Origin of the sequence: Sphingomonas alpina (assembly GCF_014490665.1) — a bacterium.
Taxonomy (GTDB): Bacteria; Pseudomonadota; Alphaproteobacteria; order Sphingomonadales; family Sphingomonadaceae; genus Sphingomonas; species Sphingomonas alpina.
The window spans coordinates 2177584-2193824 of record NZ_CP061038.1; the positions used below are offsets into that span (position 1 = coordinate 2177584).

The 16241-nt window shown below is 63.6% G+C and carries 6 protein-coding genes; all 6 read right to left on the reverse strand.

What is annotated here, in order from left to right:
* Nucleotides 1–34: 34 nt before the first annotated feature.
* The 6 genes from H3Z74_RS10055 to H3Z74_RS10080 all read right to left on the reverse strand — a co-directional run bounded on the left by H3Z74_RS10055 (nt 35) and on the right by H3Z74_RS10080 (nt 16214).
* Nucleotides 35–8974, reverse strand: coding sequence for an autotransporter-associated beta strand repeat-containing protein (locus tag H3Z74_RS10055; RefSeq protein WP_187763722.1), 8940 nt, complete (start codon nt 8972–8974; stop codon nt 35–37).
* 234 nt (nt 8975–9208) lie between these two features.
* A complete protein-coding gene (locus tag H3Z74_RS10060) occupies nt 9209–10429 on the reverse strand; it encodes a hypothetical protein (RefSeq protein WP_229727009.1) in 1221 nt (406 codons plus the stop codon).
* 287 nt (nt 10430–10716) lie between these two features.
* On the reverse strand, nt 10717–12453 hold the full coding sequence (locus tag H3Z74_RS10065; protein WP_187763723.1) for a sensor histidine kinase: 1737 nt from the start codon (nt 12451–12453) through the stop codon (nt 10717–10719).
* The gene (locus H3Z74_RS10070; protein ID WP_187763724.1) at nt 12450–13100 is read right to left on the reverse strand and encodes a response regulator; all 651 of its coding nucleotides are present in this window, start codon (nt 13098–13100) and stop codon (nt 12450–12452) included. Before H3Z74_RS10070 ends, H3Z74_RS10065 begins: the two co-directional genes overlap by 4 nt.
* Before the next feature lie 651 nt (nt 13101–13751).
* Nucleotides 13752–14642 (reverse strand): LysR substrate-binding domain-containing protein, encoded by an 891-nt coding sequence (locus H3Z74_RS10075; protein WP_187763725.1) that lies wholly within the window; start codon nt 14640–14642, stop codon nt 13752–13754.
* Nucleotides 14643–14873: 231 nt separating this feature from the next.
* Complete coding sequence (locus H3Z74_RS10080; RefSeq protein WP_187763726.1) at nt 14874–16214, reverse strand: erythromycin esterase family protein; 1341 nt, start codon at nt 16212–16214, stop codon at nt 14874–14876.
* Nucleotides 16215–16241 lie beyond the last annotated feature (27 nt).

Sequence of the window (16241 nt, forward strand, 5' to 3'; positions counted from 1 at the left end):
GGTGTACAGCGGAAGTGGTCCAATCGCCGCCATCTCAGAACCTGAATGTCAGGCTCGCCTTCGCGGTCTGATCGAAGAGGCGGGCTCCAAACTGGCCTCCATAAGAGATACCGATGATCGCAGAATCGGAAATGGCGACATCGAGACCCGCATCGATGGCAGCGGCGTCACGGGTTATCGGCAGGCCCGAGATGGGGAATGCGCCGCCGCCCGCCTGATAGCGCATTGCCGTGACCGGCGTGGCATCGCCGAACGCATGGCGCCATCCTGCTCCGACCCGTAGCGTCGCATGGGCGTTGCCCAGGTCGAAACCGGTCGCGGCCCGCAAGCCGAGCGTCGCGAGGGTCACAGCGGTCGCTGCCTTGACCCCGGAGAGCTTGGCATCGCTGCCTCTTTCGCTGAACGCGCTCGTGCGCGCGCGGACATAGGCAATATTGGCGTAGGGTTCGATCTTGGTGCGGCCGAGATCGAAGCCATAGCCGAGTTCGCCGAACGCCTGGACCGTGCCGCCATTGTAGCTCGCCCGCGTCGTGTCACTGAAGCCCGGAAAAGCGATGTTCCGCGTCGTGTGCAGGTCGCTCCAGCTATAGGCGATGCCGGTGCGGATTGTTGCCGCACCCCATTGGCCGCCCGCATAGACGCCGACGTGATAGCTATCTATCGTACCCGCCGATCCCCGTACGTCGGCGTCGATGCTGGTGCGGTTATAGCCCCAGACGGCACCCAGCCGGACATTCTCGCTTCCGGCGTCGAGGCCCATCAGCAGGCCGCCGGTCGAGCGGTCAAGCCGTGCCGCATTGCCATCATTGCCGGAATGCCCCCACGAGCCGATCACCTGCCCCCAGACACCACCTCTTTCGTCGCCGGCACTTCCCTCCAAACGGTCCCGGACCGCGTTGCGCACGAAGCGGCTATCCTCCAGCAACGTGGTGCGGATCGATGGATGGATGTCGCCTGAAAGCTGGTCGAAGGCCCCGCGTGCCTGATCGGCCGAGAGATTCACGACCGCGTCGAATACCTGGTTGTCCCAGCCCAGCTTCTCGGTCGGCCCGCCGATCGCGATCTGGTTCGCCGTCTGGCCGACCCCGGCAAAGCTGATGTCGTTGCGACGCAGCCGCAGATAGACGTTGCCGCCATCGTAGCGGAGCGAAGGATCGAGGAAGGCAAGGTTGCTGGTCACGGCGGCGAAGGTGCCACTGACGCCGCCGGTCGCCGTCAGGATCGTATAGTCGGTCTGCGGCCGGTAATTGCCCCCGCCAGCCACCACGCTGACCGTCCCGCCGTTGACGATAGCCTGCCCGGTCGCGTTGATGCGGGAGGCTTGTCCGGCGGCGTTCGCGGCGACCTGATAGATCGAGCCTGGATTGAAGGTAATGGCGCCGGCCACAGTCATCGTGCCGATACCGCTGCCGCCCGGCGCGACCGTCGCGCCGCCGGCGATGTTCAGGCCGCCGACCGAACCCGTGCCGGTGAAGAGGCCACCCAGCACCGTGACCATGCCGGTGACCGCGCCGATGTTGGCCGTCATTCCGCCGCTCTGCGTCAGGCTGCCGTTGATCGTGCCGGCATTGTTGACGATTCCCGCCGTGTTGAAATTGCCGTTCCAGGTCGCGCCGGCGCTGTTGTTGATGGTGCCGGTATTGGAGGCGACACTGGCATTGTAGGTGCCGTTGTTGGTGACGGTCCCGGCATTATCGAGAGCATCCGTCACCGTTCCATTGTTGGTGATGACACCGCCAGCATTGTTGCGGATGCCGGCCGGGGCGGTCAGCGAGCCGCCCTGGGCGATGGTAACGCTGCCGCTGTTGCTCAGGAGCCCGGCAATGGCATAGCTGCCGGTCGCGGTCACGGCGAGCGTCGCACCATCGGCATTGTTGAAGATGCCGTTGCCAGTTACAGCACCGCCGACAGTGAAGATGCCGCCCGCATTGTTGGCGATGGCGCCGTTCAGCGCACCGCCATTGGCGTTGACCGTGCCGGCATTGATCACACCGTTCGCGACGCTGCCGCCCGTCTGGGTGAAGGTCGCCCCGGCATTATTGGTCATGCGCCCTGCCACCGTGCCGGCATTCCGGAAGGCGGCATTGTTGATGATGTCCGAGGTGACGCTGCCGGTTGCGGCGATCTCCAGCGCGCCGTTCGAGATCGTCGTGCTGCCGGCATAGCTGTTCGCCGCAGCGAGAATGGTCGTGCCGGCGCCGATCTGGTTGAGCGCGCCGGATCCGGAAATTGTGCCATCGTAGGTCACGATATCCGAACGGTCGAAAGCCAGTGTGCCGTTATTGGTCACACTGCCGAGGATCGAGCCCGTTGTCCCGCCATTGCCGAGTTGTAGCGTGCCGCCCGAGATCGTCGTGCCGCCGCTGTAACTATTGGCGCCGGTGAGGATCAGGGTGCCGAGATCCGTCTTGTCGAGGCGGCCGGAGCCGCCGAGCGCAGAGCCGATGGTCGCAGCTATGCCCGCACCCGCAGCAGTGCCGTCGCCCACGCGAATAGCAGTGGCTCCCCCGGTCAGGGACAGGCCGTCGCCCTGCACCACAAAGCCATTGTTCGCGAATTGAACACCGGTGCCGATGTCGAGCGCGCCGGCTCCGGCCGCATCCACAGTCACGGTGCCAGGCGTGCCGACGAAGATCAGCATGGTCGCGGGACTATAGGCGCCATTGGCGGTGGCATTGGTGTTGGCCCAGTTGGTGCCGGCAGCGCTCCATATCCCGGAGCCGCCGTCGACTGTTCCATTCGCCGTGGTATTGGCGCCGTCCCAGAAGATGTACGGTCCCGACGAGGCCACCAAGTTTACCTGATGGGCGACCGAGGTCTGCACTGTCAGGTCGCCAACGGCATAGCCCGCGGGCGTCGCGCCGATGGCGAGGCCGGAACCGCTCAGCGCGCCGCCATAATCGAACAGCCGGTAGAGCCCGTCTCCAAAGCCGCCGGCAGACCCGACGTTCAGCGTGCCGTTCAACGCCAAATCGCCCGCGACGTTGAACAATCCGGTCGTCGATGGTGCGCCGAGCGAAACATTGACGAACGAGCCGCCGCTTAGCGCCAGCGACCCCATCGACAGGGTCTGGCCCGCCCGCCCCAAAAGGGTACCGCCATCCGCCACGGAAACATCGCCGGCGATCGTGCCGCCGCCGCCCAGGGCAGCACCCGACCCAACCGCAACCTTGGTATTGCCCAAAGCTCCATCGACGAGCAGCATACCGCCGGTCACATTGGTATCGCCGGTATAGGTGTTGCTGCCGCTCAAGGTGAGCGCACCCGTGCCCGATTTGGTCAACCCGACAAGGGTTGGCGCGAGAATCGGCGGGAGGGTGGCGCTACCGGGGCTGAGTATCTGGATGCCATTTTTGATGGCGCCGCTGAAAATGGTGTCAGTGGCCTGATCGACGGTGAGCAGGCTGGGTGTCCCCGTCGTCACCGTACTGGTGATATCGCCCGCGCCGGACAGCGAACCGACCGTCTGCGATGTGCTGCCGAGATCGAGCGCCGCGCCGGCCGCAATGGTGAGGGCTCCGGTCGGCGCACCCAGCGTCCCCGCCCCGGCAAGCTGCAACGTCCCTGTGTCGATGATCGTGCCGCCGGCATAGCTGTTGGTGCCGGTCAGGGTCAGCGTCCCAGCGCCCAGTTTGGTCAACGCGCCGACGCCGCCTAGCGGAGAGGCGATCTCCATTTGATAACCATTGCTGTCGATGAAGGCGCCGCCCGCCTTGATCGTCACCGAGCCTGGGGCGCCGCCGTTCAGTAAAGTGTCGGCATCGGTGGCGCGCAAGATTCCGCCGTCGAAATTGACTGTCACCTCACCGCGGTTCCCCCCCGCGAAGCCCGTTTCCAGCACACCGCGCGCTCCGACCGTACCGTTCAGATTCAACGTGCCGCTGCCGGAGCTTGCGTGCGCCATATCCACCGTGTCGATGCTGACCCTGCCGCCATCCGCGACGGTAAGCGTGCCCGCGCCCGCGTAACCGAGGTACAGATAATCCGTACTCCACATAGACCCGCTGCCGGTGACGAGAATCGTACCATTGCTGCCCGCCGCGTTACCCAAATAGCTGGTTTCGTTCGCAACCGTGCCGCCATTTGCGATCGCCAGCGTACCGCCATCGACGGTCGTGAAGGCAAATGTGCTGTTTCCGGTCAGGGTCAGCGCGCCCGCACCCTCCTTGATCAGCCATACGGTGCCGTCCCCGGCACCCGTCATGTATCCGTCTGTGATCGCACCGCTGAAACTGGTGTTGGTCGCCTGATTGACCGTGAGCGGGCTTTGCCGGCCACCATATACCGAACTGGTGATGCTGCCAGCACCGGACAGCGCGCCGACCGTCTGGTTGGTACCGGTCAGATCAAACGTGGCGCCGCCGGCGATCGCAAGCGCTCCAGTGGGTGCGCCAAGCGTGCCGCCCAGGTCGACGTCGAACTTCAGCGTGCCCGCCGAGATCGTCGTGTCACCGGTGTAGGTGTTGAACCCGGAAAGAACGAGCGTACCGAGGTCCGTCTTGTCGAGACCGCCGCTACCGGTGATCACGGAGGAGACAGTCGCCGTCATGCTCGCCCCGGCAGTGGTGCCGTCGCCGACGCGGATCGGCGTGGCCGCGGCCGTGAGGTTCAGCGCGTCACCCGCTACCTTGTAGCCATCGACGAAGAACTGGATCCCGCCGTTCACATCGAGCGCGCCGCCGCCTGCGCTGACCGTCACCGTGCCGGGCATTCCCTGGAAGATCAGCATGGCGGCCGGATCGTACGCGCCGCTCGCGCTCCCGCCCGCATTCGTCCAGTTGGTTCCAGCAGCGCTCCACATGCCTGTGCCGCCATTGACCATATTGTTGGGCGCTGTCTGCGCACCGTTCCAGAAGGCAAAGGCGCCGGGGTTGGCCGATGTGCCCGCCAGCAAGTTGACCTGGTGGGCTGCGGTCTGAACCTCGAGGTTCCACGCGGGGTTCGCCGCCGGGTCGACCGTTAGACTGCCGCCGCCAGTCAGGTTGCCGTCAAAGCTGATCACCCGATAGAGGCCCGCGCCGAAGCCGGTGTCGGGAAAAACACCCAGCGTTGAGGTTCCGGTAAGCACCAGATCACCGTGGACCTTAAACAATTCAGTCGTGGACGGTGCCCCGAGAACCGCGACAACTACCGACCCATCATTCAGAGTCAGGCTGTTCATGGTCAATGTCTGACCCGACTTTCCGGCCAGAACGCCGTTGTGGTTCAGCGTCACCGCGTTGAAGATCGTACCGGCACCGGACAATGCGCCGCCGCTATTGACTGTAACGGCGCTGGCGATCGAACCATCGACCTGGATTTCGCCGCCGCCGAAAATTGTGGTCGGCCCGGTATAACTATTCACCCCCGACAGCCTGAGAACGCCCCCGCCGAGCACGGACAATCCGACCTGGGCCGTACCGCCCGCAATGGAATCGAACCCGTCGCCGATGATGCCGGAGAAAATGGTATTGGTGGCCTGATCGACAGTCAGCAGACTCAGGTTGCCCAGGACAGTGCTGGTGATGTTGCCCGCGCCCGACAGCGCACCGACCGTCTGCGACGTGCCTCCAAGATCGAGCATGGCCCCGCTCGTTATGCTGAGCGCCCCGGTCGTGGCGCCCAATGTCCCGGTGCTGGTGACTTGCAACGTACCGGATTCAATGACCGTGCCGCCGGCATAGGTGTTCGCGCCGGTCAGGGTCAGCGAGCCTGCACCCTGCTTGGTCAGGGCACCTATGCCGCCCAGCGACGAGGAGATGCTGCCGGCCCCGCCATTGCTGTCGATGAACGCGCCGCCCGCCTTGATCGTCACGTCTCCCGCGGCGAAGTTTCCCAGCAGGTCGCCGTTAAAACTCGCGGCGCGCAGGATGCCGCCATCGAAATTGACGGCGCCGGCGCCCTGGCCCTTTGTGATGCTTTGCGTTTTCAGCACGCCGCGCGCGCCCGCCAAGCCATTCAAGTTCAGCGTGCCGGAACCGCCCTGGCCGACTACAAGGGAGCCGTTGTTGGTCCATGAGCCTGCGCTATCGATTGTGACCGTGCCATTGGCACCGGTTCCGTTTCCCACAATGGCGGTGGCGCTGGAAACGCTGCCGCCATTGTTGATGTTCAACCTACCGCTGCCGAATGCGCCGACGTTGAGGTTGCTGCTATTCGTCCATGTCGAACCCGGACCATCGACCGTGACCATGCCGTCGCCACCAGAATAGCCGATCTGACCGAACGTGTCGGAAACGCTGCCGCCATTGATGATGCTCAGTGTACCGCTGCCGCCGCCCCAACCGACCTGAATGGCGCTCGTCGTGCCGCTGTTGATCCACGTCGAACCCGCGCCATCGACCGTGGCCGTACCAGTGGCCCCATAGCCGACGATGCCGTCGCCGCCGGTCTGGAGAACGTTGCCGCCGTTGGTGATGTTCAACGTGCCGCTGCTGTTCGCGCCGACCCCGACGAGAACACCAGAGCTGCTCTTCCACATCGAGCCCGCGCCATCGACCACGATTGTGCCTGTGGTGCCGGCGTCCTTCGCGATCACGCCGGCACCATTGGCAACGCTGCCGCCATTGCGGATCGCGAGTGTGCCGCCGTCGATGTCGATCTCGCCACCAAAGTTGCTGGCGCCCGTTAGTGTCAGCGTGCCGAGATCGGTCTTGTCGAGACCGCCGGTCCCGGTGAGCGCGGAGGAAATGGCCGCGGTCATGCTCGCCCCGGCTGCGCTGCCGTCGCCGACGCGGATCGGCGTGGCGGCCGCCGTGAGATTCAGCGCGTCACCCGCTACCGTGTAGCCATCGACGAAGAACTGCATGCCGCCGTTCACGTCGAGCGCGCCGCCGCCTGCGCTGACCGTCACCGTGCCGGGCGTGCTCTGAAAGATCAGCATCGCGGCCGGATCGTAGACGCCGCTCGCGCTGCCGCCCGCGTTCGTCCAGTTCGTCCCGGCCGCGGTCCAGGTGCCCGCGCCGCCATTGACCATATCGTTGGGCGTGGTCTGTGCGCCGTTCCAGAAGTTGTAGGAGCCGGGCGCGACCGCCCCGACCAGCAGGTTGATCTGATTGGCGGCCGACGTCTGCACGGTAAGGTCGCCAGCGGCATAGCCGGTTGGCGTCGCGCCAACGGTCACCCCGTTGTTGGTCAGCGTCCCATCATAGTCGAACAGGCGGTAGAGCCCATTGCCGAAGCCACCCGCATCGGCCACGTTGAGCGTGCCGGCAAGCGTCAGATTGCCGGCGACCTCGAACAGGCGGGTGTTGCCCGGTGCGCCGAGCGAGACATCGACCACCGAGCCGCCATCCAGCGCCAGCGACCCCATCGACAGGGTCTGGCCGGCCCGCCCGATGAGGGTGCCGCCGGATGCGACGGAAACGCCGCCGCTGATCGAGCCGGCTCCGCCCAGGCTGCCGCCTGACGCCACCGCAACCTGCGACGTGCCGAGCTGAATGGGGCCCCACATTACGTTGCCCAGCGCCCCGTCGACGAGCAGCGTGCCGCCCGTCACATTGGTGGCGCCGGTATAGGCGCTGTTGCCGCTCAAGGTCAGCGTGCCAGTGCCGCCCTTGGTCAGCCCGGTCATGGTGGTGACGCCGTTGATCTCGTCGAAATAGTCGTTGATGGCGCCGCTGAAATTGGTGTTGATCGCCTGATCGACGGTGAGCATGCCGGGATTGAAGTTCGACCGGGTGATAGTGCCTGCGCCGGAGAGCGAGCCGACCTTCAGGGCCGTAGTGTCAAAAATGAGTGTGCCGCCGCTGCCGATGTTGAGCGACCCGGTGGCCGCGCCCAATGTCCCGTTGCCAGCGACTCGCAGCATGCCGGATTCAATGGTCGTCCCGCCAGTATAGGTATTGACGCCGCTCAGGGTCTGCGTGCCGGCGCCTGCCTTGCGCAGGCCGACTTGAATCGCCGCGCCACCGGCGGCGCTGTCGATCCCGTCCTTGATGACGCCGGAAAACGTCATGTCCGCCGGTTGATCGAGAATGGAAAACAGGTGGCCATTGGACGATGGCTGGGTAGTGGTGATGGTACCTGCCCCGGAGAGCCCGCCAACCCTTCCGGATGCACCACCAAGGTCGAGCACCGCTCCGCTGTAGATCGTGAGCGAACCGGTCTGCGCGCCCAGCGAGCCGCCACCACGGAGCAGCAATGTGCCCGCTTCAATCGTTGTCCCGCCCGAATAGCCATCCGAGCCGGAAAGGGTGAGCGCACCCGACCCGCGTTTGACCAGCGCAAGCGGAGCACCCCCATCGGCAATGACCCCCGAGAAAGAAGAATCGCCGAGCAGTGAACTGTCGATCGTCAGGGTTGCGGCCGTAGCCGCATTGTTCGCGATCCAGCCGCTGTTGTTGGCGGCGCTGGTGATACGGCCAACGACGGTATCGATACCATTTAGGTACATGAAACCCCCGATGCCGCCTCCGACCTGATTGCTGAAAATCAGAGCATTGGTGTTGTCCAGCGCATTGGCGGCCCGGATGTTGAGGGTAGCGTATTCGAAAAAGGTCTGGGTCCCACCACCGATAGCGTTTGCGACATTGAGGTTGAGGCTGCTGCGTTCCCTGAAATACTGTGTTCCGCCGCCGATCGCGCGTGAAACATTCACGTTCAAGATGCTGTCGCCGCTGAAGTCCTGCTGTCCGCCGTGGATGCTGTTAGCCGCCCGCGCGGTGAGAACGCTGGCTTGTTTGAAATATTGCAGCCCGCCGTTCACCGCATTGGCTACCGACGCGTCCAGCGTGCTGGTGTCGTAGAACATCTGCGTCCCATCGGTCACCGTATTGGCCGCCGCCGCATCTAGCTTGCTGGAATCTCTGAATTGCGCGAGGCCCGGGGAGTTGAACGGGCCGTTGGTCGTGTCGTTGCCAGTATAGGTCTGGGCATGCACTGACTGAGGCGAGACGGCGATCGCAAGGAGCGCGAGTGTCGAGGTCGTAAGCGACAATGCCTTGAGGGAGATCGTTCGCGAACGATTGCTGTTGCCGGAATTCCTTGCGGTCATCGTTCCTGTCCCCTTGCGACGGCCGGCCGCGCGGGTATGCAAGGCGGCGCGCGCAGGCATCCACCCCACGCCACCGTCGGCGGGACCGTAATCGTTTGATTGCTCTCCATTCCCGCTGGAGAGATCCGGCCGCACTTGTGCTGCGCCGACAGCGCCACATCAATCCCGCGTTCAGGGGATGTCAGTACGATAATGTTGGTAAATTCGGGGTTTGCCTCGCCACAGGGGAGGAAATCAGCAACCGCCTCCACCGCGTACGATCCCACCCAGCATTCCGCCAAGACCCTTGGGTTTGCACCGCTTCTGCGGTTCCTGTTTCTCCCGCGCCTGCCCACCCGGCAGCCCCGTGGCACCCATCGACCTGCCCTGCGCTTCCACCCAGCTCGTCACGGAACGATGCCGGATCCGGGCCGTCCATTCGAGCCGCCAGGCGGCGGCGGCAGAGGCCGGGCGCGGCGGATAGGAGAAATCCTCTTCCGGCCCGAAAGCGGTCAAGGTGCCTGAGCTGAAGTCCGGCATTGCCTGCCGCACTTCGGCCGGAACGACGCAACTTGTGGCGGCAGGGGGCAGGATGGTCCTGTCCTTCACCAGACCGGCCACCTGAACCGGCGAAAGCCAGTCCGACAGCCCGCCGCCGAATTGACGCGTGGCGCTGCTGGTCCAGATCACCATATCACCCATCTCGCTATTCGGCCCCATCTTGCCGCCGGTGACAAACGCCAGATATCCGGTCGCATCAGCAATGCTGTTCCAGCTCAGCATGGTTGCACCACCGGCTTGCTGGCGGTTGGTAACCTGCAAGGGCTGCATGAAGTCCCTGGTGGCCGTGAAACCTATTTCCGGCGCATAGTTGCTGGCGATGCGATGCGCGCCGATCAACGAGCTGTCCGGCTTTGCGGATTTGCCATCGTCATAGGGCCAATGACCGAACGTCCGGCTATTCTGCAAGCTGGGCCCTCGATCGCGCGGGATCGTGGTCGTCCATATGCCTGCAGGCGCCTGGCCGGCAGCAGCCCTGGCAAAGTCGATGACCACGGGTTGCCCCTTGGGCACATTCGTACCGCAGCCCCAGAAGAGCAACAGCCGGCCCTTCGGCTTCTGCGGCAATTGATCCCCCTCTTCGCGTTCCACCCTGGGTGTGCTCAGAAGCACCGATTTGCCGAGCCTGGCTGCGGCGGGCATGAAATGCTCTGCCCTGGGCTCGCCCTTGGTCGCGACTTGCGACGATCCCAGCCGCAACAGCAGCTCATGCTGGACATTGTTGCCCGTTCGACCACCGAGCATCATGCCTATCATCGAGCCAGTGCCCATCGCAGCCGTGCCGGAAACCGTCCCCGCCTTTATGTCATAGCGCGCAATCGGGCCGCTGGCGGGATTCTCCGCGGCGAACAAGGGAAGCGAAGCGATCGTCGCGGCGCCCACCGCCGTGCCCAATACAATGCGTCGAGATACCATTATCCAACTCCCCTGAATTTCCAGTTCGGAAAAAGCGTTCTTCGCCGAACACCGGTGAGGCACATTGACGCGATCGGCAGGCTCACCCCCACCGCCGCAAGCCCCTGTCGCTCGGTGTTCATGATCTTGCGGTTGCCCGGCACTTCGACCTTCCCCCTCACCGCCCACGCTGCGAGCGCCAGTCCCGTCAGGACTGGCGTTGGTTACGTCAGCGATGAAATTTCCCACCTTGGGGCCGTCACAACAATCCCGCGTTCAGGGGATGCCGGGATGATAATGTGATCAGTTCACGCTTTTCGTCCTGCGGCAAAGGCGATCGGGATGGCCAAGGTCAGCTGCGTACCCAGCCCGGCCGCGCTTTCGATGCCAAGGCGGCCGCCCATCTGGGCGGCGCGGTGGCGCATGTTGGCCAAACCTCGCCCTTCGCCCGCCGCGCCGGCGGCGCTATCGGGCTCGAATCCCGTGCCGTCATCCGACAAGATGACGAGAATGGCGCCATCGTCGCCCTGCTCCACCGCAAGGTCGATCCTCGTCGCAGACGCATGGCGCAATGTGTTGGCGATGCCTTCCTGCAGCAGCCGGTAGAGACTGAGCAACCGCCGGACGTCGAGGCTCGGCGCGGGGATCGGCAGCGTGCAGCGATAGTCCAGGGCAATGCCCGATCGGACGAGACGGCCCACCATGCGTTCCCGGAACATCGCCAGCGCTTCGTCGATCGGTTCGTTGCCTGCGTCGATCGCGCTCGCCATATTTCGCAAGTCATCGACCGCGGATTGCAGTCCCTGTTCGATTTCTGGTGCAGTCAGTCGATTCTCGCGGACATCGAGGAGAAGGTGTGTCAGCACACCGCCCACCCCGTCGTGCATGTCGCGCAGCAGGCGCTGGCGCTCGGCGTCGATCGCGATCAACCGCTCCTGATGACGCAGCAATTGCGATGAGCGCAGCAGGCTCGCGTCCTGTTCGAGCACCTGACGCTCCAGATCGCTGCGCGCCTCCTCCGCCTCCTGATTGAGCCGATGCCCCTGCAACGCGATCTCGAACAGGATGCCGAACATCGTCAGCGGCGGGGCAAGAACCGATGCCTGCAGCGCGAAGCCGGTCGGCGGCGGCAGGAGGAACAGGTCGAAGGCAATCGAGGCAAGGGCGACGAGCAATATCGCCAGTACCCGGATCGCCGGCCCCGGCGCCGTCCGCCCCATCCGCAGCAAAGCGACGACGCCATATCCGAGCAACAGGGTCAGTGTGATCGCATCGAGCCAGGGCACGATTGCCGCGAAGCTGGCGCCCGCGATCATGGTCCCGAGCAATATGGTGAAGACGACGATGAAACAGCCACAGGCGGCCCAGGCCTCGCGCGGCCGCCAGTCGACAAAGCCGTTCACGGCAAGCGCCGCCATCGTCAACATCAGATATTCCGTGCCGTAGCGCAGCAGCGGAAACCAGCCATAGGGCAGGCTCAGTGCCCCAAAAGTCGTGAGCCAGGCATCGACGCCGACCAGGATGAGCAGCAGGCCGGTAATACCCTGAAGGCGTGAAAATCGGTTGACCGGCAACAGCACCAGCAGCGCCGCTCCCATCATGATTTCGGTTGCGACGACCAGCCATACCATGTCGAAACGCAGGAATTTTTCCCAGTCGGCCGCCTGGTCCATAGGGTCGAAAGGCCCGGCATAGGCAGTCACCGCCTTTGGGCAGGGGTTTTCCAGGCAGGTGAGCGACCATTCAATCCCGGTCGCCGTTTCGTCCCGCGTCAACAGACTCGCCCGAGCGGGATACAGGATTACCGGCTGCCAGCCAGGGATGCGCAGCAGGGCCGGCCCTGAAAGCCCGGCCGCAAAAGCGCTCGACTGGCCCTGCTCGGACGCCAGCAACGCCCGCGCCGCGGGCAGCCGGTAAAGCTCCAGCGTGCCCGCCGGCTGCAGGCCGGCGACAATGAGCGCATAGGCGCCCCAGAACAGCAATTGCACCCCTAGGATGATCGCGAGCGCGCGACGCCATCCCCTCAACCGGGGCACTATCCTCACTGGCGCAGCAATCCGCTGCGAAAGGCACGCACCATGGCCTCGCCCCGATTGCTCACCCGGAGCTTTCTGTAGATCGATTTCACATGATCGCCGATCGTGTGCGGCGATATTTCGAGTTCGGCCGCCGCCTGCCGGTTACTGTACCCGCGCGCCAGCAGCTGCAGCAGCTCGATTTCGCGTGGCGACAGTGGCGGGTCCGTGTCGTCGGGTTTCGCGTCTTCGCGCTGCCGGCGCAGGTGCCGCAGCACATAAGCCGCAATGCTGGGCGACAGCGGCGCGCCGCCGATCAATGCATCGGCGGCTTGCCGGCCGACGTCGAGGCTGTCGATGTCTTTCAGCAGATAGCCGTCCGCCCCTGCAAGTACAGCTGCCAGCACCGTGTCCTGATCGCCCAGCACCGAAAGGACGAGTATTTTCGGTTCCAGACCGCCTCGTGCGCGGATTTCCTCGATCAGTTCGATCCCGCTTCCGTCGGGAAGGCCGAGATCGAGGATGAACAGATCTACCTTCCGGTCGAGCAAAGCCCGTGCGCCCGCAAGCGTGCCTGTCGTGGCCACTAGTGACAAGCCGTCATGCGCTGCCACGCCGCGTCCTACATGAGCGGCGACGAGAGGATCGTCCTCGACAATGACGACGTTCGCTTTCACGTCTCTCGCTCACTCATGCTTCAATGGGCCTGCGCATCGGTCCATACGCGATGGGGCAGCCTCGTCGCCCGGCAGTCCGATTTCAATCCCCTGTTTACGGGGTAGTCGCTGATTAAGGGCGTCAGGACCAAGGAGGAGATTCGCAGAGTCAGCACAGTCGCACCACCTTGCGATGCTATTCCAAGATGAACCGGGAAAGCTGGTCGCTTCGGCCATTCCAATCGCCCGCTTTGTGTCCAAATTTGTGACCTAATTCTTGCTTGACGCTTTCGGAACAGGTCACATAGCTCTGAAAGCCGCAGATTTCTGCGGCTCCCGGATGTATGCGGGGTTGAGTTGGCTGGTTGAACTGCAGTTTTCTAAACCGTAAGCCGCGTGTTCGAATCTCGCCGGAGCACCGCTCTGAATCCTTGAAATTCGACCAACAAGTCATTGATCATACCGCAAAGCTTTGAACCTGAGGTTTGCCACGGCAGCACGGTTTCCGTTGTTCGATGGCACGGCGGTCGGTTCTGGGACGCACATCTCCACCAGGGGCGTGGGATAGATCCCCTTGATCGTTCACGCGTTCCGCGCTGGCCTGCTCTCTGCGATTAGACGACGTGCAGACGCGCAGATTCGCCGATCGTCATGACGTGCAGCTTCCGACACTTAAACCGGGTGAGATTCGCTTTGAAACGTCTTCAATATTTCCTTGATGAGCTTGGCCGTGGTGACCGACTGGCTGTCCGATGTCGGCCTTAAGACGATGTCGATATGGCCGATGTCCGGAAAGCCATCCGCCTCACGCATGATCTGCAAATGCGGCGGAACGACGGCCTCCGCCATTGTCGCCACCGCAAATCCATGCGTCACCGCCGTCGTCAACACCGACCAACTGCCGCTACGCAACCGAATATCGATGTCGCGAACATTGCCCTTGGGACATTTCAGTTCCGGCAGCGCTGCGACGGTTGCCCGGTAGATCGGCGATTCATCGGAAAACAGGGCGAGAGGCAGGGGGTTGCGACGATGAACGTCATGATCGGGCGCGCTTACCCAAACGATCGTTTCCCGCTGAATGAAGACATCACGTTTTTCGGGGCTGGCCGTCGCGACGATCGCCAGGTCGAGATCGCCGCTTTCAAGCAACCTATTGAGCTTGGGCGACGTACTGGTGGTGATGTTCATCGGGGCGTTCGGGTGAAGTCGATCCAGATGTTCCATGATCCGCGGCAAAACGATCGTCGCATAATCATCCGGAATCCCGATGCGGATAGGGTTTTGGACTACCGAACCGCGTAGATCATCAACGATTCTGTCATGCATTGTCAGCATGTCACGGGCCTGCAAGGCCATCTTGATACCGAAGTCGGTCAGGTTGATATGGCGTCCACGCCGCTCGAAAATTTCATTGCCCGCCAAGTCCGCCAATCGGCGCATCTGCATGCTCACGGACGGCTGGGTTCGCCCCACGAGTTGCGCGGCCAAGCTGAAGCTGCCCGAGTCGGCAAAGGCGACCAGCGTGCGGAGAAGAGAAAGCTCGAGGTTGATATTCGCCACGCAATCAAGCCTTGCAGACGATCAGTTGAGCGTCAATCGTGAAGCAGGCCAATCGAAATCGCGGCGCGCGCGCAAATATTCTTGCTGGCGCAGGCGCGATTCAATCCGCGATTCCCGCGTCCGTGGCGCGCTGAGGCGGTACGCCGACCGGTTGTACCGTCCTGCGTTTTCGCCTGGACCGGCGCGGCACACAGAAGGCTGGCGATCACGGCATATGAGCCTGCATCCCGGTCATCGCTCCGGTACCCCGGGCTCACAGGGGAACGCCTCGGGCTGAAGAGGCTTTGCGGCGAGTGGCACGTGCGGGGTAAGCGACCGGATGAAGATGATCCCGTCGAACGCCGCCGATGGAATCAGCGTGTCCTGATCTGGCGTATTGAGATTCCAAAACTGCGTCGGCGTCGTCAGCCACCGGCTGGCAGCGGGTGAAGCCCCGTCGTCCTTCAACGACAGGAAATAGCGATCGGAGCCAACTCCCGCGAGCAGGGCATTGGCGGTTCCCTCGATCGTCGGCGCGATCCGATAGGTCCGGTTGGCCGGCCGGAAAATGCCCAGGATATCTCGGCCATCACCGCCCTCGAACACCGTCGCAACCGATTGGAGCCGATCGCCCAGATAATCGTGCGTCAGTTCACCGAAGCTGCTGTGCAGCATCAACGGATCGTCCGGCTGCCCGCGCCATTTGGTGATATGCATATTGTGGGCGAAAACAAACACGCGCCCGTCCGCCCCCTCGCGCTCCAATACCCACCGCAGCGTTTCGGCGTCGGCGATGTCGCGTCCCTGATTCACCATGCGGAGATTAGCGGCGAACTGGCGTGCCGCCACGGCCAGCCTGTAATTTTCGAAATACTCCTTGGTCGATGACCTGGAGATCCACGGTTTCTGATTGCGTTCGAACAGCGAGACAAGATCCTGTGCCGCGACCGTCATCTCGCTGCGCGCTTCCTCGGACAGCGGGGGATAGGCGGCACGATTGAACGTAGGACCCATGGCCGAAAGGCGGTGGCGCAGATCCCGCGTATGGTCTGGGGCGACGCGCGCGAGATAGGTGGATGTCGCTGCCAGTAATGATGCGCCGTCCGGCCGCATGCAGCCGACCATCTCCAGCCCATAGAATTGGATCTTCCGCTTCGTCGTCCGGCGCGCATTATAGGCGCGCATCCAGTTGAGCAGTTCGAGATTTTCGGCATAGGCGCCTGGGGTCCAGGAAAAGACACCCCTGGCCGCTGTCGCCGGATCGACATCTCCGCCCAGCACATAGTCATTGGCCGCGATCGAGCCGCCATAGCCGGTCTCCGCGGCGATCGCGGTATAGCCCTTCTTCTCGACCAGATAGGCGAACAGGCGATTGCGCAGCTTCCAGAATTCGCGGGCGTCATGCCCCTCCTCCCCCAAGGCAAAAACCCGCGCATTTTCTGCCAGCTTGCCGATGGGAGTTAGATCTTCGTCGTCCGGGACGATCTCCACGGTGCGGACCGGTGTCGCTCGTTCACGAACCCACGCGCGAATGGCGGCATCGTCGACCGGCGCTCCGGACACGGACAAGGCAAGTGCGGTCAGGGCTAGCATGATCTTCTCCTAAATGACTTGCGCTGC

Bases quoted from the DNA above. Each gene is read 5' to 3' on its own strand.
- H3Z74_RS10055 (WP_187763722.1), bottom strand. From the start codon at position 8,974: ATGACCGCAAGGAATTCCGGCAACAGCAATCGTTCGCGAACGATCTCC.
- H3Z74_RS10060 (WP_229727009.1), bottom strand. From the start codon at position 10,429: ATGGTATCTCGACGCATTGTATTGGGCACGGCGGTGGGCGCCGCGACG.
- H3Z74_RS10080 (WP_187763726.1), bottom strand. From the start codon at position 16,214: ATGCTAGCCCTGACCGCACTTGCCTTGTCCGTGTCCGGAGCGCCGGTC.